Annotated in this window: 18 protein-coding genes; 13 read left to right on the top strand and 5 right to left on the bottom strand. The window is 39.8% G+C overall.

Features of this window, described 5'->3' with window-relative positions:
* Window positions 1–40: 40 nt before the first annotated feature.
* A complete protein-coding gene (locus tag ACJMMI_RS08945) occupies window positions 41–1,066 on the top strand; it encodes a branched-chain amino acid aminotransferase (RefSeq protein ID WP_405355053.1) in 1,026 nt (341 codons plus the stop codon).
* Window positions 1,067–1,120: 54 nt separating this feature from the next.
* Here ACJMMI_RS08945 and ACJMMI_RS08940 read toward each other — a convergent pair whose 3' ends face one another.
* From ACJMMI_RS08940 to ACJMMI_RS08930, 3 genes are all read right to left on the bottom strand, one after another.
* A complete protein-coding gene (locus tag ACJMMI_RS08940) occupies window positions 1,121–1,591 on the bottom strand; it encodes a phosphatase PAP2 family protein (RefSeq protein ID WP_405355052.1) in 471 nt (156 codons plus the stop codon).
* A gap of 70 nt (window positions 1,592–1,661) precedes the next feature.
* Window positions 1,662–3,494, bottom strand: coding sequence for an asparagine synthase (glutamine-hydrolyzing) (gene asnB, locus ACJMMI_RS08935; protein WP_405355050.1), 1,833 nt, complete (start codon window positions 3,492–3,494; stop codon window positions 1,662–1,664).
* Between the two features lie 12 nt (window positions 3,495–3,506).
* Window positions 3,507–4,574, bottom strand: a complete 1,068-nt coding sequence (locus ACJMMI_RS08930) for a hypothetical protein (protein ID WP_405355049.1) — start codon at window positions 4,572–4,574, stop codon at window positions 3,507–3,509.
* A gap of 74 nt (window positions 4,575–4,648) precedes the next feature.
* Between ACJMMI_RS08930 and ACJMMI_RS08925 the strand changes: the two genes are divergently transcribed.
* From ACJMMI_RS08925 to ACJMMI_RS08900, 6 genes are all read left to right on the top strand, one after another.
* Window positions 4,649–4,921, top strand: coding sequence for a YabP/YqfC family sporulation protein (locus ACJMMI_RS08925; protein WP_405355048.1), 273 nt, complete (start codon window positions 4,649–4,651; stop codon window positions 4,919–4,921).
* A gap of 14 nt (window positions 4,922–4,935) precedes the next feature.
* Entirely contained in the window at window positions 4,936–6,114 is a 1,179-nt protein-coding gene (locus tag ACJMMI_RS08920) for a sporulation protein YqfD (RefSeq protein WP_405355046.1), read from the top strand.
* A 48-nt stretch (window positions 6,115–6,162) separates the two neighbouring features.
* Window positions 6,163–6,936, top strand: coding sequence for a TIGR00282 family metallophosphoesterase (locus ACJMMI_RS08915; RefSeq protein ID WP_405355045.1), 774 nt, complete (start codon window positions 6,163–6,165; stop codon window positions 6,934–6,936).
* 117 nt (window positions 6,937–7,053) lie between these two features.
* Window positions 7,054–8,697 carry a DAK2 domain-containing protein gene (locus ACJMMI_RS08910; protein ID WP_405355043.1) on the top strand — a complete coding sequence of 548 codons (1,644 nt, stop codon included), beginning with the start codon at window positions 7,054–7,056 and terminating at the stop codon, window positions 8,695–8,697.
* A 96-nt stretch (window positions 8,698–8,793) separates the two neighbouring features.
* Window positions 8,794–10,839, top strand: a complete 2,046-nt coding sequence (gene recG, locus ACJMMI_RS08905; protein ID WP_405355042.1) for an ATP-dependent DNA helicase RecG — start codon at window positions 8,794–8,796, stop codon at window positions 10,837–10,839.
* A 31-nt stretch (window positions 10,840–10,870) separates the two neighbouring features.
* Window positions 10,871–12,223: a D-alanyl-D-alanine carboxypeptidase family protein gene (locus ACJMMI_RS08900; protein WP_405355039.1), complete on the top strand. Its 1,353-nt coding sequence runs from the start codon at window positions 10,871–10,873 to the stop codon at window positions 12,221–12,223.
* Between the two features lie 45 nt (window positions 12,224–12,268).
* Here the strand turns inward: ACJMMI_RS08900 and ACJMMI_RS08895 are convergent, their stop codons facing one another.
* Window positions 12,269–12,697, bottom strand: coding sequence for a hypothetical protein (locus ACJMMI_RS08895; protein WP_405355037.1), 429 nt, complete (start codon window positions 12,695–12,697; stop codon window positions 12,269–12,271).
* Between the two features lie 93 nt (window positions 12,698–12,790).
* Here ACJMMI_RS08895 and ACJMMI_RS08890 point away from each other — a divergent pair, with 93 nt between their 5' ends.
* Window positions 12,791–13,579, top strand: a complete 789-nt coding sequence (locus ACJMMI_RS08890; RefSeq protein ID WP_405355035.1) for an alpha/beta hydrolase — start codon at window positions 12,791–12,793, stop codon at window positions 13,577–13,579.
* Between the two features lie 57 nt (window positions 13,580–13,636).
* On the opposite strand, the gene pduL is transcribed toward ACJMMI_RS08890, so the two are convergent.
* Window positions 13,637–14,206: a phosphate propanoyltransferase gene (gene pduL, locus ACJMMI_RS08885; protein WP_405355034.1), complete on the bottom strand. Its 570-nt coding sequence runs from the start codon at window positions 14,204–14,206 to the stop codon at window positions 13,637–13,639.
* Window positions 14,207–14,379: 173 nt separating this feature from the next.
* On the opposite strand from pduL, the gene ACJMMI_RS08880 reads away from it, so the two are divergent.
* The 5 genes from ACJMMI_RS08880 to ACJMMI_RS08860 are packed head-to-tail and all read left to right on the top strand — an operon-like array spanning window position 14,380 to window position 17,137.
* The gene (locus ACJMMI_RS08880; protein ID WP_405355032.1) at window positions 14,380–14,952 is read left to right on the top strand and encodes a uracil-DNA glycosylase family protein; all 573 of its coding nucleotides are present in this window, start codon (window positions 14,380–14,382) and stop codon (window positions 14,950–14,952) included.
* A 1-nt stretch (window position 14,953) separates the two neighbouring features.
* On the top strand, window positions 14,954–15,481 hold the full coding sequence (locus ACJMMI_RS08875) for a nitroreductase (RefSeq protein WP_405355030.1): 528 nt from the start codon (window positions 14,954–14,956) through the stop codon (window positions 15,479–15,481).
* A gap of 12 nt (window positions 15,482–15,493) precedes the next feature.
* Window positions 15,494–16,042, top strand: coding sequence for a Maf family protein (locus ACJMMI_RS08870; RefSeq protein WP_405355028.1), 549 nt, complete (start codon window positions 15,494–15,496; stop codon window positions 16,040–16,042).
* A gap of 6 nt (window positions 16,043–16,048) precedes the next feature.
* Window positions 16,049–16,612 (top strand): GNAT family N-acetyltransferase, encoded by a 564-nt coding sequence (locus tag ACJMMI_RS08865; protein ID WP_405355027.1) that lies wholly within the window; start codon window positions 16,049–16,051, stop codon window positions 16,610–16,612.
* A gap of 3 nt (window positions 16,613–16,615) precedes the next feature.
* Window positions 16,616–17,137, top strand: coding sequence for a hypothetical protein (locus ACJMMI_RS08860; RefSeq protein ID WP_405355025.1), 522 nt, complete (start codon window positions 16,616–16,618; stop codon window positions 17,135–17,137).
* Window positions 17,138–17,281: the final 144 nt, after the last annotated feature.

Raw genomic sequence — 17,281 nt, 5'->3', positions numbered from 1 at the left:
TATAACAGATTTTGCCTACAATGAAAGGAAGTAATATATTATGGAAAAACAGCATATTGATTGGGCAAATATCGGTTTTGGTTATATGCCTACCGGTGAAAGATTTGTAGCTAACTATAAAGACGGCAAGTGGGACAATGGTGCAATGACAACCGATGCAACAATCACAATGAGTGAGTGTGCAGGTGTTTTGCAGTATGCTCAGACTTGCTTTGAAGGCTTAAAGGCTTATACAACTCAGGACGGAAAAATTGTAGTTTTCAGACCTGACCTTAACGCAGCAAGAATGCAGGATTCCTGCAAAAGACTTGAAATGCCTGTTCTCCCTGAGAATATGTTTGTTGACGCAGTTTGCAAGGTTGTAAAGGCAAATGCAGACTATGTTCCGCCATACGGCTCAGGTGCAACACTCTATCTTCGTCCATATATGTTCGGTATTGGCCCTGTTATCGGTGTTAAGCCGTCAACAGAGTATCAGTTCAGACTTTTTGCAACACCTGTCGGTCCATACTTCAAGGGCGGTGCAAAGCCAATCACAATTAAGGTTTCAGACTTTGACAGAGCCGCACCACACGGTACCGGTCACATCAAAGCAGGTCTTAACTATGCAATGAGCTTACATGCTATTGTTACAGCTCATGAAGAGGGCTTTGCCGAGAATATGTACCTTGATGCCGCTACCCGTACAAAGGTAGAGGAAACAGGCGGTGCAAACTTTATCTTCGTTACAAAAGACGGTAAGGTTGTTACTCCTAAGTCAAACAGCATTCTTCCTTCAATCACCCGCCGTTCTCTTATGTATGTTGCAAAAGAGTATCTTGGCCTTGAGGTAGAGGAAAGAGAAGTTTACTTTGACGAGGTTAAGGATTTTGCAGAGTGCGGTCTTTGCGGTACAGCAGCCGTTATCTCACCTGTTGGCAAGATCAATGACCACGGCAAGGAAATATGCTTCCCAAGCGGTATGGAAGAAATGGGCCCTGTAACTAAGAAGCTCTATGAAACTCTCACAGGTATTCAGATGGGCAGAATTGAAGCTCCAAAGGGTTGGATTAAGGTAATTGAATAATTACAGTTGAATATTTAAAAAATTGTGCCTGAGCATTTTGCCCAGGCACTTTTTTTAAATTATGAAAAATGAAAAATAGCCGTAAAGAAGTGAGATTGCCATACCTGCGATTACATCGCTTATAAAATGAACTCCCGAAAGCACTCTTGAAATTGTAATCAATACGCTGATTATCATATAGGCGATGCCAAGCGGTATGCTTACATACATAAATGCCATTGCAATTATAAACGCAGATGAAGTATGTCTGCTCGGCATACTTTCACCGTCTTTGTCTTTGCCAAATACCGATTCAATTTTGAATTTCTGGTAAGGTCGCTGTCGGTTGAATATTTTTCTGAAAACCGTTACCAATGCAAATACCGTAAACGGTGCAAGCAATACCCTTGCAAAGATTTTTGCATCGGAAAACAGCATAAACACAAGCAAAATTCCGTATGAAAAAAACATTATGAATGGCAGAAAGTTATAACAGAATCTTAGTATCAGATTGCAAAATTTATTTTTTTTAAAGAAATTTACCATAGCCGAATACATTTTTTGCGTTATAACAATCACCCGCTTTTTAATTCTTTAGCTTATTTTATCACAAGCTTTAAACTATTTCAACATTGTATTTTTCAAACCAATAATCAAGCTCAATTATATAAGCAAGTATCTGTGGTGCTTGCATAAGTTGACCGTACCAAGGAGTTGTGATGCTTTCTGGATTTTCAATTATTTTCATTATGCCGTCAAAGCTGAGTAATTCTGTAAGTTGATTTTTCTTTTTAAGAATATTTAACACACGCTCTTTGCATATTTCAAAATAAACCGGATTGTGCGTTTTTGGATATGGACTTTTCTTTCGCCAACATATTTCCTCCGGCAAAATATCCTCAAAAGCTTTGCGTACAATTCCTTTTTCTCTGTTGTTGTAAGCCTTGATTTCCCATGGCATATTGTAGGCATATTCTGCAAGCCTGTAATCACAGAACGGCACACGCACTTCAAGTCCGTTGTACATTGAACAGCGATCCTTTCGCTCGAGCAGGCATTGCATAAACCAGTAGAAATTAAGATAAAACATCTCTCTCATTCGTGCGTCAATTTTAGAATCCGTCTTTAGTTTAGGTGCAAGGTTAACGGTATCAAGGTATTTTTGCCGTACATATTCCGCACCTTTTGGCAATATGCCGTCTTTAAGAATACCCGACCTTACATCTTTCGATTTTGACCACGGAAAGTTATCTTCAAACAAAATGTCTTTGTTGTGGTACCATGGATAACCGCCGAAAAGCTCATCTGCACATTCGCCCGAAAGGGCAACTGTGTAGTCTTTTTTTATTTCACCGCAAAACAGAAGCAGAGAGGAATCTACATCAACATACCCGGGCAAATCCCTTGCGTTTACGCTGTCATATAGTGCATCGGCAACGGCCTTGTTGTCAAGAATAATTTCCCTGTGTCGGCTGTCGGCATTGCGTGACATAAGCGAGATGTATTCAAAATCAGCGTTTGGTTGAAACAGGCTTTTTTTAAAGTATTTTTCGTTGTCACGGTATTCAACCGAGTAGGTGTTGATTTTGCCGAGTCTGTTTTCTTTATAATACTGTGAGGCGGTTTTTACAATAATACTGCTGTCAAGTCCGCCTGAGAGGAAAAAACATAACGGCACATCGCTTACAAGCTGACGATTTATAGCATCTGTAAGCAGGTAGCGTGTTTTTTCAATGCTTTGCTCAATGCTGTCTGTGTGCTCCTTTGCCTGAATTGTAAAGTAGCTTTTTTTAGTGAGCTTTTGGTCTTTGTATATTGCCATTTCACCGGGCTTTAATTCCTTTACACCTTTAAAAACACCGCAAGACGGAGTTCGTGCAGGGCCTAAAAAAAAGATTTCATACAGTCCGGTTTCGTCAATCTGCGGTTTTACAATTTTACTTGCAAGCAATGCCTTTATTTCTGACGCAAACAATATTCCACCGTTGTATTCATAGTAGAAAAGCGGCTTTACTCCGATTTTATCCCTGCATAAAAATATACTGTTTTCACTCACATCATACACTGCAAAAGCAAAAATACCGTTGAGCATATCGGCACATTTTTCCTTGTATTTCATATATGCTTTAAGCACAACCTCGGTGTCGCTGTGTCCTCTGAAATGAAAACCGCTTGCTTTCAAGTCTTCTCTGAGTTCATCGGTATTATATAATTCGCCGTTATAGACAATTATATATGTTTTGCCCTTGTGCCTTGCCGCCATAGGCTGTTTGCCGTTTTCCTTGTCAATAACCACAAGCCGTCTGTGGAGCAATGCACAGCCTTTATTGATGTATAGTCCGTTTTCGTCAGGGCCTCGCTTGCTAAGCGTTTGCGACATCTCATACAAAACGGGAATCCGTTCGCTCATATTAATTTCATTGTCAAACCAACCGGCAATACCACACATAAGTAACCTCCGTTAATTGTTTTTACAGTTTTTAAGAGAATACAAAAAGCATATCATAAGTGCGGCAAGCACAATCCCCGAAAAGGCTGTGCCGCCGTAAATTGAACTGCCCGTAACTGTCCCGACCGAAAATACAGTCTTTGCATCATAAAAAATCTGCATACCCGCATAAGTAAAAACTGCCGTCAATAAGCCTTGTATAATTCTGTAACAGAAAAACTTTATTTTGCTTATGTTCAAGCTACCGAGTACGGAAAAAATCTGAAAATGAACGCATATTCCGCCAAAGCCTGCAACAAAGGCGGTTGCCCACACAGGCAGTTCGCTTGAAACCGTCTTTACGCCCGTGCAGACCTCTAATACGGATAAAATAACAGTTTTTATAAGTCCGTCATCAATTACAGCAGAAATTATTCCCGATACCGCAGAAAAAGCAATTACAAATGAGCATATTGAAAGCATACCTTTTGAAGCGTCTGCAACCGCTTCCACAAGAGATTTTGTAAGACTAAGCTTAACACCGCCTAAAGCCTTGCTTTTATAAGAAATTTTTCCTCTGTTTATTATTCTATTCGCAATGCCTGTAAGAAGTACCGACAAAATCTGGGAAACAAGCATAATTGTGCCTATTTTTCTATCGTTATAAATTGACATTCCGATAAAACTTATGAGAAATCCCGGCCCCGCACACACCATAAAAAGGCTTGCTCGTTTACATTCTTCAATATCAGCCGTTCCGTTTTTATACAGCTCGTTACAGCTTTTTGCACCAATCGGGTAACCTCCTGTAACCGACAGCAAAAGTACAGGAGCAAAGGCAGGACTCAAGCCGAAAATGCCTTTCATAATTTTTTTAAACGGCTTGCCAAGAATGTCTGACACACCGCTCCTTATTATGAAAGACGATACAGCCATAAACGGAAAAAGTGAGGGAATCAGCACATTAATGCACATTTCAATTCCCGAAAAAGCACCGCTTGCACATTCCTTTGAAAAAATCAAAAGCAGAACGCATATAATTATAATTGCAAGGGAGAGCAATACGGCTGATATTTTGTGAAAATTTGCCTTTATAAACATAGCAATCACCATTAATATATATGTGACACTCTGCATAAAAATAATAATAAAGCTTTGGAGTGGAGAGATATATTTTGCAGAGAAAAAACGATAAACCTAAAAATCAATCGACAAACTCAGTGGCGATTGACTTAAACTCAGGCTTGCCAATGCTTGAAATGCTCGGCAACCGAAGAATTACCATTGAAGGTTCAACAGGTGTTTTGCGGTACGAAAGCGAGAATATAAAGATAAACACCAGCAAAATGGTTGTGTCTGTGTGTGGCAGAGGGCTTACAGTAAAGTGCATTTCTGCCTTTGATGTTGTGATTGAGGGATTTATTACGGGAATTGATTTTATTACATAAAGCGAGGCGTTACTATGCTTTTAAAGCTGATAAGGTGGAGCAAGGGTTATGTTGATTTTTCGGCAAGCGGAAAATTTCCTGAGAGGTTTATTAACCTTACCACTCGCAACGGAATAAATGTGTGGAATTTAAAGCCTACAGAAAAAGGCTTAACCGCCACAATGCAGGTGTATGACTACAAAAATATACGAAGTATAGCCTCAAAATCAAAGCTTAAAATGCAAGTTACGGCAAGGCATGGACTGCCGTTTTATGCTCAGCGGTACAATGGGCGAGTGGGACTTGTGATTGGCGGTATAATAGGAATTGTGCTTATAGTAGTGCTTTCAAAATTTTTATGGTATATTGACGCACCGCCCACAAAAACTCTCAGCACTTCGCAGATACTCCACGCACTTGAAGAAGATAATGTAAAAATCGGTTCTTATATAAACTCAATAGATACTAAGAACACAGAGAGAAAACTGATAATGCAAAATGAGCAGATAGGTTGGATAAGTCTAAATATTATGGGCAGTACAATGAGCGTGAATATTGAGGAAAAAGCACCAAAGCCCGACACACCAGATTTTAAAACGCCATGCAATGTAAAGGCGAACAATGACGGAGTTATTACAGATATAAAAACCTCAAGAGGTGAAACAAAGGTATTAAAAGGTAGCGGAGTAGTAAAGGGAGATTTGCTTGTCAGCGGTATAGTAGAATCAAAGCAGGAAACAATAGAATATGTGCACGCAAGTGCAGAAATAATGGCAGATGTTATATATAAAAAGGAATATACCCTGCCAAGAAGCTATGAGTATTATTCAATAACCGACAACCGCACAGACAGGTATATCTGCAATTTTATAAATTTTAAGTTTCCTTGCTCGTTAAGCTTTTTGTCTTACGATGACAGCGTGAGCGTTTACAGTTGTGAAAAACCGAATTTTAACAATACCGATATTCCCGTTGAAATTATTACTCAGAGCGAAGTGGAGGTTAATAAAACCGATGCCGAGCTTAATAAAAGCACGCTTGATAAAAAATTACTCACTCAGTCAATACTTTACGAGGTGTTTGAAAAGCCTGAAAGCAGGATTGTAAGCAGAAAAATTAACACTAAAATGAACGGTAATGACTATATAGCAGAAGTAAGCTATATTTTTAACGAAAATATTGCACAAACATTTGAATTTAGTGTGACAGATTAGATTGTTTGTGGTATAATTAAACTCATCAGATTATTATAAGGTGATATTATGCGGATATTATGTATAGGTGATGTTGTGGGCAGTGTCGGCTGTCGATTTTTGCGAGATAAATTGCCTACTTTAAAAAAGGTAAATGGCATTGATTTTGTTATTTGTAATGGTGAAAATTCAGCCGACGGCAACGGAATTACTCCAAGCTCAGCAAATTATCTGCTTGACAGCGGTGTAAATGTAATCACACTCGGCAACCATTCTTTCAGACGAAAGGAATCCTATGAATTTATTGATGAAAATCCTTTTATAGTTCGCCCTGCGAATTTCCCGAACGGCACAACTCCGGGTACAGGTATTATCAATGTTGATACAGGCAGAAAGATTATTACCGTTATCAATATTATGGGCAATACTTTTATGGATAATAACCTTGATTGTGCTTTTTCGTGTGCAGAAAATATGCTGAAAAAAGCTGAAAGCAATATTATTGTTGTGGATTTTCACGCTGAGGCTACAGGCGAAAAAAGAGCAATGGGATATTTCCTTGACGGCAAGGTATCGGCAATGTTTGGCACACACACACATGTGCAGACCTCTGATGCACAGGTTTTGCCACAGGGCAGCGGATATATTACCGATGTGGGTATGACAGGCACAATTCATTCGGTTCTTGGCGTAAAAAGTGAAATTATTATTAATAAATTCCGCACAAAAATGCCCGCAAGGTTTGACCTTGCAGACGGTGACTGCAAAATGGAATGTGTGATTTTTGATATTGATGACAAATCAGGCAAAACTCTCTCTTTTGAGTCGCTAAGAATTGAATAAGGTGACTAAAATTTAAAATTTGCTATATTTTTGTGAATTTCACTTGCAAAATTCCGCACTAAAATATATAATAACTATGTCTATGAATTTAATTGTATGATAAAGGATGTGCTCGCAATGTTTAACGGCGAAATCTTAAAGAATGCGATAATTTCTGGTGCAAACAATATAAGCTCACAGAAAAATCAAATTAATGATCTTAATATTTTCCCTGTTCCGGACGGTGATACAGGTACAAATATGTCTATGACAATAATGGCTGCCGCAAAGGCTCTTGCCGAATATAACGGCGATGACGCAGGCGAGGTAGCTCAGATTACGGCTTCTGCAATGCTGAGAGGTGCAAGAGGTAATTCAGGCGTTATTACTTCTCTTATTTTCAGAGGCTTTGCACAGGGCCTCAAGGGTATGAAAGAGGTAAACGGAAAAAGCCTTGCAGCGGCACTCGGTATCGGTGTTGACGCTGCTTACAAGGCAGTAATGAAACCTACAGAGGGTACAATCCTTACAGTAGCTCGTATGGCTTACGAAGAGGGTGTAGAGGCTTCAAGAATCAATTCAGACAGCCTTTATGTATGGCAGAGCATTTGTGACAAGGCAAACGAGGCTCTTGCAATCACTCCTGAGCTTTTACCTGTTCTTAAAAAGGCAGGCGTAGTTGATGCAGGCGGTAAGGGACTTTGTGTAATCTTTGAGGGTATGCTTTCTTACCTTAAAGACGGTGTAATGGTTGAATATACAGAGGACAAGGCAGAGGCTACTGTAGAAACTTTTGAAAGTGCAGCGGCTGAATTTGACGATGACATTCAGTTTACTTACTGCACAGAATTTATTATTGGCAGAAATATTGAGGATGCTCCAGATCCTGATGAATTAAGAGCTTATCTCCAGACAATAGGTGATTGCGTTGTTGTGGTTAATGATGAAGAAATCATTAAGGTTCATGTTCATACAGAACAGCCGGGTAAGGCACTCACAAAGGCACTTTTATTCGGTCAGCTTTTAACCGTTAAGGTTGAAAATATGAAGGAGCAGCATAAGAACGCAAAGGCGGCTTCAAAGCCTAAGAAAGAAAGCTTTGAGCCTGCCGAGCCGGTTGAGGACTTCGGTTTTGTTGCAGTTGCAGCAGGCGAGGGACTTAAGAATCTCTTTAAGGATTTAGGCTGTGCAAATGTTGTATCCGGCGGTCAGAGTATGAACCCAAGCACAGACGATATTTACGCTGCTATTATGGCAACTCCTGCCAAGAATGTACTTGTTTTCCCAAATAACAAAAACATTATTCTTGCAGCAGAGCAGACTATTCCTATGGTTAAAGACAGAAATGTTGTTATTGTTCCTACAAGAACAATTCCGCAGGGTATGACTGCATTGCTCAACTTTGATTCTGAAATTTCACCTGAGAGCAACGCTCAGCTTATGATGGATGCAGCTACAGGTGTTGGCACAGGTCTTGTTACATTTGCTGCAAGAAACAGCGAATTTGGTGGTAAGAAAATCAAAGAGGGCGACATTATTGCTCTTGAAAACGGCAAGCTTACCATTACAGAAAAGAATCCTGTAAAGGCAGTTGTAAAGCTTGCAAAGAATATGGTATCTCGTGATACTTCTTTCATCACTCTTATTTACGGTAATGAAATCAGCGAGGAAGATGCAAAAACTGCATTTAACGAACTTTCAGATAAGTTTGGCTCACGCACAGACATTACTCTTGTTAAGGGTGACCAGCCGGTTTATTACTTTATCCTCAGCGTAGAATAATTTTGTAAGCATTCTGGCTTGCCCTGTGGCTGAGATAAAAGTAGAAAGTGATTTTTAAGGGGCGTGTCATCACGCCCTTTTATTTTCGGTGTTACTATGGCTTCTCTGTATAAAATTTCTATTGATAAATTAAACGGAATAGGCAAAAAAAGAGCCGAGCTTTTTAATAAGCTGGGTATTTACAGCATTGGCGATTTGCTCAGCTTTTATCCAAAAGGTTACGAGGATTGGAGTTCTACCACTAAAATTGAAAGCCTGCAAGACGGAATGAATGTGTGCATCAAGGCTGTGCTTGGCACTCAGATAAGAGATGGTGTTTTGCCCGGCGGCCGCATTATTTCTAAGGGAATGGTATATGACGATACCGGTACACTTCAGCTTGTGTTTTTTAACAATCGCTACATAAGCACTATGATTCATCCAAATACGGAGTATTATTTTTATGGTAAAGTAACGGGCAGTATGGGTGGAGCACAGATGATTTCTCCGACCTTTTCACCGGTAGGTGAGGGCTCAAAAATCCACCCTGTCTATAAGCAGACGGCAGGTCTTAATTCTAAGATTATTGCAAATGCCGTAAAGCAGGCGGTAACTTTTTTGCCTGACAAAGTAAACGACCCGTTACCCGAAAATGTACGCAAAACTTTTTCTCTTTGTGACTTGAAATATGCAATTCAGAATATACATTTTCCGGAAAATTCCGAGGCACTTGCAAGTGCAAGGAAAAGACTTGTTACCGAGGAACTCTTGGTGCTAAATCTTGGTATGCGTTCATTAAAGGAGCATAGCCGAGGGGAAAGCGGAGTTGACATTACAAAAAGCTATTTTGATGAATTTAAGGAGCTTTTGCCATTTACTCTTACAAATGCTCAGAATCGAGTGGTAAGCGAGTGTATATCCGATTTGACAAAAGGCACACGACCGATGAACAGACTTGTGCAGGGTGATGTAGGATCAGGTAAAACGGCGGTGGCTGCCGCTGTGTGCCATACTGTTATCCGCAATGGCTTTCAGGCAGCGTTTATGGCACCTACCGATATTCTTGCAAGACAGCACTACAAAACCTTTACCGAGCTTTTTAAGGATACGGATATAAAAACCGCATTGCTCACAGGCTCAATGAAAGAGTCTGAAAAAAAGGCTGTAAGAGCTGAGCTTGAAAACGGTGATATTTCATTTGTGGTTGGCACTCACGCTTTAATTACCGAGAAAACGAATTTTTATAATCTTGGCATAGCTGTAACCGATGAACAGCATCGCTTTGGTGTGTCACAGAGGGCAAAGCTGCTTGCAAAGGGCAGTAATCCGCACTTGCTTGTAATGAGTGCAACCCCGATTCCGAGAACCTTGGGGCTTGTTATTTTCGGCGACTTGGATATATCAATAATTGATGAATTGCCACCGTCACGAAAACCTGTTAAAACCTATGCGATTAATACGCTAAAGCGTAAAAACTGCTATGAATTTATAAAAAATGAAATAGCACAGGGCAGGCAGGCTTACATAGTGTGTCCTCTCGTTGAGGAGGGTGAGCTTGAGAATGTTGCCTCAGCAGAGGAATATGCGGCTGAGCTTATGCTCGATGATTTTTCGGATATTTCTGTCGGTATTGTTCACGGACATATGAAACCTGCCGAAAAAGATGAGGTTATGAAAAAATTTGCAAATAATGAAATTTCACTGCTTGTTGCCACAACTGTAATTGAAGTCGGTGTTGATGTGCCGAATGCTACAGTTATAGCGATAGAAAATGCAGAGCGTTTTGGACTTTCTCAGCTTCACCAGTTAAGGGGACGAGTGGGCAGAGGTAAGTATGATTCGTATTGTTTCTTGATAAGCAATAACCGCAATCCCGAAACTATGCAAAGGCTAAAGGTAATGTGCAGTACAAATGACGGTTTTAAAATTGCCGATGAGGACTTAAAGCTTCGTGGACCGGGCGACTTTTTCGGAGAGCGTCAGCATGGACTTCCGCAAATGGCGATTGCCGACTTTGCCGATACAAAAAGCCTTGAGCTTTCTCAGAAAATAGCCGAGTTCATTATTTTTAACTATAAAAATCTTTATCACGATGATTTGCGACTGTTAAGAGCCGAGGTGCAACGCCTCTTTTCTTCAAACGGTCAGAATTATCTGAATTAATATATATCAGGAAATAGGAGTAATTGAGTTTATGAAAAGAAAATTTGTCAGAGTTTTGTCGGTGCTTTGCACACTTGTTGTGCTTGCCTGTGCATTTGCACCAACTGCGGGTGCTGTTTCTTTTACAAACAGCGTACAAACAAAGTCAGAGTCAATTCTGCTTGTAAATACCGATACAGGTCAGACTGTTTATGAAAAAGAGGCTGACACAAAGCGTTATCCGGCATCTACAACCAAGATTATGACCTACATAGTTGTAATTGAAAATGTTGACGATATTGAAAATACCAGAGTTACCATTAAAAAGTCAGTGCTTGATAAGCTTAAAGGCACAGGCAGTTCGGTTGCAAATCTTGAGGCACATATTGGCAAAACAATGTCTGTAAAGGATTTGCTTTACAGTATGATGGTACCGTCCGGTAATGACGCCGCAATGACACTTGCCGACTATGTTGGTGACGGAAGCATTGATAAGTTTGTTGAAATGATGAATGATAAGGCTAAGGAGCTTGGTCTTAAAAACACTCATTTTATGAATCCTGACGGCTTGCATGATGAGGAGCATTACACCACAGCAAGAGATATGTATACTATGGCTTCTTATGCGTTAAAGCTTCCTTACTTTGATGAAATTACAAACACCACAGAGTATTATTGCGAGGGCGATGATGAGCCGCTTACCACAACAAACTATCTTATTGACCAGTGGCGTGGCGGCGATTACTACTATATGTACGCTAAGGGAATTAAGACAGGTACAACCGATCAGGCTGGAAGATGCCTTGTTACCTCAGCTTCGGCAGACGGATATTCTTATTTGCTTGTACTTTTGAAAGCACCTTACAAAGAGGGTGTTGATGAGGAATACTACACATTTACCGATGCGGCAGATCTTTTCCGTTGGGCACTTACAAGTCTTGAACTTAACACAGTAGCATCAACAAAAACTCCGATTTGCGAAGAAAAAGTAAATCTTTCATGGGGCAAGAATTCAGTACTTCTTGTGCCTGAAAAGAACTTTAGTGCCATAGTTCCGTCAGATTATCAGGAAAAATGGATAACGGTAGAAACTGATGTTCCGGAGTCGGTGGACGCACCGCTTGACACAAACACTGTTGTCGGTACTGCTACTATTTATTATCAGGACGATAAAATGACAGAAAAGCAGAAGCTTGCAACAGTTAATCTTGTACCAAGCGAAAAGGTAGAATTAAGCGGTTTTCTTTATGTTATGAATGTAATCGGCAGTATTATGAAATCATACTGGTTCTTGATTGCAGTCGGAGTAATCGTATTAATTCTTGTAATTTACTACATTACTTCAAAAATCAACCGCCAGAAAGAAAAAGCAACTAAAAAGGTAAAGCATTACCGCAATCTTTAATTATAGCAAAGCCACCGCAGAAAAAAGCGGTGGCTTTTGTAATGCTCACAAATAAGATTTAAGCTCTCCTATGTTTTCTTCCTCGGTATCGAGCATTCTTTTGGCAAGCATTGTTACATGCGGGTCGCTTCCGTCATACTCACGCATATGTCTTGCCATTTTATTTACACCCATTGTGTTGCCCTTTATCATCATTTCCGCAATGTGTGATGCTGAGGAGTCACGCTTTAAATCCCTGTTTGCGGCATAGCTTGTCATTGCTTTTGTAACAGGACTTACATGATGTACTTCTGCACCACGCCTTCTAAGCATTGTATTTGCACAATGGTAGAGCTTGCTGTATTTTATGAGCTGTTCGCAAAGCACACCGTCAACCTTGTTGTCTTTCAGCTGTTTGCGTACTGCCGAAATTCCGTTACAGCCCATTTCAGCATTCTGCAAAACATAATTGAGCATCTCGTTATCGTTAATCACAAAATCACCTCTGAATTTATTATTATTAACTATTTAAAAAATATACATCTTGCAAGCGGCTTTGATTTGTGGTTTAATATAAATGGTGATATTATGATTAATTCAGAATTAAAAACTTTTACACTGCCCTTTCCAAACAACAGGGGAGAGCGTAAAATATGGGTATATGATCCAAGTCATAACGTGGGTGAAAAATTACCTGTAATTTATATGACTGACGGACAAAATTTATTTGATGAAAAAAGTACGGATTACGGCTGTTGGAATGTTATTCCTGCTGTTGAAAGTGAGCAGAAAAGCACAGGACTTTCCGCTGTAATAGTCGGCATAGATAACGGAAATGTCTATCGTGACAGCGAGCTTACACCTAAGTGTATCGGCGAAATTCAGCACAGAGATTATTTTAATGACATTTTCACCCCTGAGGGAGAATTATTTGACATCTTTTTAACGGATACTGTTATTCCTTATGTAGAAAACAATTTTCCTGTAAAGAAAAATAAAGAGAGCATTGCAGTATGCGGCAGTTCATCGGGCGGTTTGCAGGCTTTCTTTGAAGGAATGGAGCACAGCGATAAATTCAGCTTTGTTGGTGCGTTGTCACCTGCATTTGCTGTATATACCGAGGAGGACTGGAGAGCGTATTTGCTTTCTAAGGTCAATTCTGATATGCCGTACATTTATATGTATTGCGGCAATGCTGATCCGCTTGAGGAAATTCTTATGCAGAGCACAGAGATGATGTATGACCTTTTGCCTGAGGTTGGCTATCCTTATGATATGTTCAATGAGGTTTTGCTTTTTGAAAATGCACATAATGAAAAAGCATGGAGAGAAATTTTCCCCGATTTTCTGCACACTTTTCTTGATAAGGCAAGATAATTGGCAACAAAAAACGCTCTGTCTTTGTGACAGAGCGTAAATGCCGATATGTAAATATTAGAGAATAACCTCGCCGTCAACAGTACCGCTAAGACCTGCTGCATTTGATTCATCTGTATCAATGTGCATTGCAGGAGCGTAGCTTGGGCTTACTCTTACAACAACATCACCGAATGTTGTTGCTCTGCCTGTGTTTTCGCCAACCTTAACAGATACAATCTGCTTATCGGTTACGCCAAATTCAACAGCAGCTTCCGGAGTAAGGTGAATGTGTCTTTTAGCGGCAATAACACCGCACTCAATCTCACACTCGCCTGCAGGGCCAACAAGCTTGCAACCAGGTGTGCCGGCAATATCGCCTGACTCACGAACAGGAGCAGCAATGCCGAGCTTTCTTGCATCTGTAAGAGCTACCTCAACCTGAGTAGCGCTTCTCTCAGGGCCGAGAATTGACATCATCATTTCACCCTTAGGGCCAACAACCTTAACCTTTTCTGCACAGGCAAACTGACCCGGCTGAGAAAGATCTTTTTTCTTAGTGAGAGTTGCGTCTGCACCAAAAAGTGTTGCGAAAACTTCCTTTGTCACATGAATGTGACGAGCAGAGGTTTCTACCATAATTTTCATATTTTTTACCACCAATCATAAATAAATACAGCCAATGGCTTTGAGTATATTTTACTACTAAATTTCTGAAATTTCAACACATTTACGCTAATGTATTTAATTTTCAAAAAGATTTTAGCCGAAAATTGTCTGAGTTGGAAATTTAATTTCAAAAAATAAGGAATGATAAGAAAATGTATAAAACATGGGAAGAATTATATAGCGAGTGCAAGGCTTGCCGAAAATGTGAGCTTTGCAAAACACGCACAAATGTAGTTGTGGGTGTGGGCAACCCGAATGCAGATATTATGTTTATCGGCGAAGGTCCCGGAGAAAACGAGGACTTGCAGGGTGAGCCATTTGTGGGCAGAGCAGGCAAGCTGCTTGACAAGATGCTTGAGGCGGTTGACCTTGACAGAAACAAGAATATTTACATTGCAAATATTGTAAAGTGCAGACCACCGCAGAATCGTGACCCAAAGCCTGAGGAGCAGGAGATGTGCATTGACTGGCTAAGGGCACAGGTAAAGCTTATTAATCCGAAAATCATAGTTTGTCTTGGCAGAATTGCTGCGGCAAAGCTGATTAAGCCTGATATTAAAATTACCAAGGAGCATGGAATGTGGTTTAAAAAGGGTAATTTTGAGATGATGGCAATGCTTCACCCGGCGGCTGTTTTAAGAGATCCACGCAAAAAACCAGAGGCTTTTGATGATTTTCTTAAACTGCGTGACAGACTTGAAGAACTTAATAAAGGAGAGAATTAAAATGAACGAAATGGTAAATCAAATGATAACAAGAAGAAGTGTAAGAAAATTTAAGTCAGATATGCTTCCTAAAGAAGTGATTGATGAGATTATTGAGGCAGGCACTTATGCGGCATCCGGCAGAAACAGCCAGTCACCTATTATTATTGCTGTTACAAATAAGGAATTAAGAGATAAAATTTCAAAAATCAATGCTGAAATTATGGGCAAGACTGAGGGCTTTGATCCGTTTTACAACGCACCTGTAATGCTCGTTGTGCTTGCAGATAAAAATGTGCCGACCTACCTCTATGACGGCTCACTTGTAATGGGAAATCTTATGCTTGCGGCTCACGAACTTGGTGTGGGTAGCTGTTGGATTCACAGAGCAAAGGAATTTTTTGAGAGAGAAGAGGGCAAAGAACTGCTCAAATCACTTGGTATTGAGGGCGATTATGAGGGTATTGGAAATTGTGCGTTAGGCTATGTTGACGGTGAATATCCTGCCACACACCCACGCAAGGAAAACAGAGTTTTTTATGTTGATTAAGAGGTAATTTTTATGATAATTCTTGCATCGGCATCTCCTCGCAGGCAGGAACTTTTAAAGCTTATCACTGAGGATTTTATTGTTGTGCCGGCGGATATTGACGAGTGTGTGCCGCCTAATACTGAAACCGAAAAAAGTCCGGAGTATCTTGCGGTTAAGAAGGCAAAGCATATTTATGAAAACGGACATACAAATGATGTTGTAATCGGTTGCGACACAGGCGTATTTATTGACGGCAAAATGCTTGGCAAGCCTAAAAACAAAGAAGATGCAAAGCAAATGCTAACAGAACTTTCAGGCAGAAAGCACAAGGTAATTACAGGCTGTTGTGTTTGCCAAAATGGCAAAATAAAAAGCTTTTCACAGGTGACAGAGGTTGAGTTTTACAGCCTTACAGAAAAAGAAATTGAAAGCTACATTGCTACAGGTGAGCCGATGGATAAGGCAGGCTCATATGGAATACAGGGAAAAGGTTCTTTGCTTGTAAAGGGCATTGTCGGTGATTATTTCAATGTGGTAGGACTACCTGTAGCAAGGCTTAATAAAGAATTAAACGGATAGGATAAAATGAATATTGAATTTAAAAGGGTAACTAAAAAACTGCCTGAATACAGGAAACTCAGGCAGTTGTATTTCACGGCATTTCCGGCAGAAGAACGAGCACCGTTTTATTTACTGATAAAGCGAGCAAAGAGGGAAGATGTAGATTTTCTCGCAATTTATAATGAAAACAAGTGGGTGGGAATGATTTATATTATAAATCACCTTGACCTTTCATATGTGTTCTATTTTGCTCTAAATGACAGTCAGAGAGGTAAGGGCATCGGTTCAGCCGTTCTTCAGAAAATTCACAAGCTTTACAGTGGCAGAAGATTTTTTCTTGCACTTGAAACTCTCGATAAAAATGCAGATAATTACGCTCAGCGTGTAAGCAGGAGTAAATTTTATCAGAAAAACGGACTCCAAAAACTCTGTATTTCTATTAAAGAGGGCAATGTTGTGTATGACGCTATGGGCTTTGGCGGTGAAATTAAACCTGAAGAATACAGAGAAATGATGAAAAATTACACCGGATTTTTCTTTTCAAGGCTTTATAGCATTGATATGTTTGAGAATAAAACCGAGGTGTAAACGATGAAATTTATAACAAGGCAGACGATAATTGATGATTACAGCAATACTGTTACTACAGTTGCGTGTTCAATATCAACGGGTGTCGGTATTTTTATGGTATTTTTGCCTTTCCTTTTGTCCCGAAAATTTGATGTCAATTCACTTATTCTTTCGCTTATTTTTTTGGCTTCATTCGGAGTTATGTTTGGCTATGTTTTTGGACTGAAAAACCTTATTCATATAATAAAGGTAAAGAAATGTCTTAAAAACGGAGATTTTGCAGTTATTCCGGACAGAATAACCGATATATATTCTCAATGTGATTATTCAGGAAACGATCCAAAAGATCATCAGCTGTCCTTGGAGCGTTACTCTAATCAAACAGGAAAAAATGTCTGCGTGCCTTTCGACACATTTCGACAGCTAAGAGAGGGCGACAGATGTGTTGTGGTGCTTTGCAAGGCAAGCAAGGAATCAGTTCTCACATATCCCGGCAATGAATATGTAATAGACAAGTCGTTGGCTGATAAAATTTCATACTAAAAAATAAAGGTATTGTTTTAAATGTTGGGATAACATTTATAAATTATGGTTTAGCAACGGTCCTGAAATTTTCTTTGAATTATCACTGACTTTATACTCGGACAAAAAAGTTTGGTCAACCTTTTTCAAAGGTTGTGGGTGTGG

The organism is Ruminococcus sp., from assembly GCF_045129435.1.
Lineage (GTDB): Bacteria > Bacillota > Clostridia > Oscillospirales > Acutalibacteraceae > Ruminococcoides.
The sequence above is the reverse complement of the archived record's forward strand: the minus strand, read 5'-3'. Positions and strand labels throughout refer to the sequence as shown.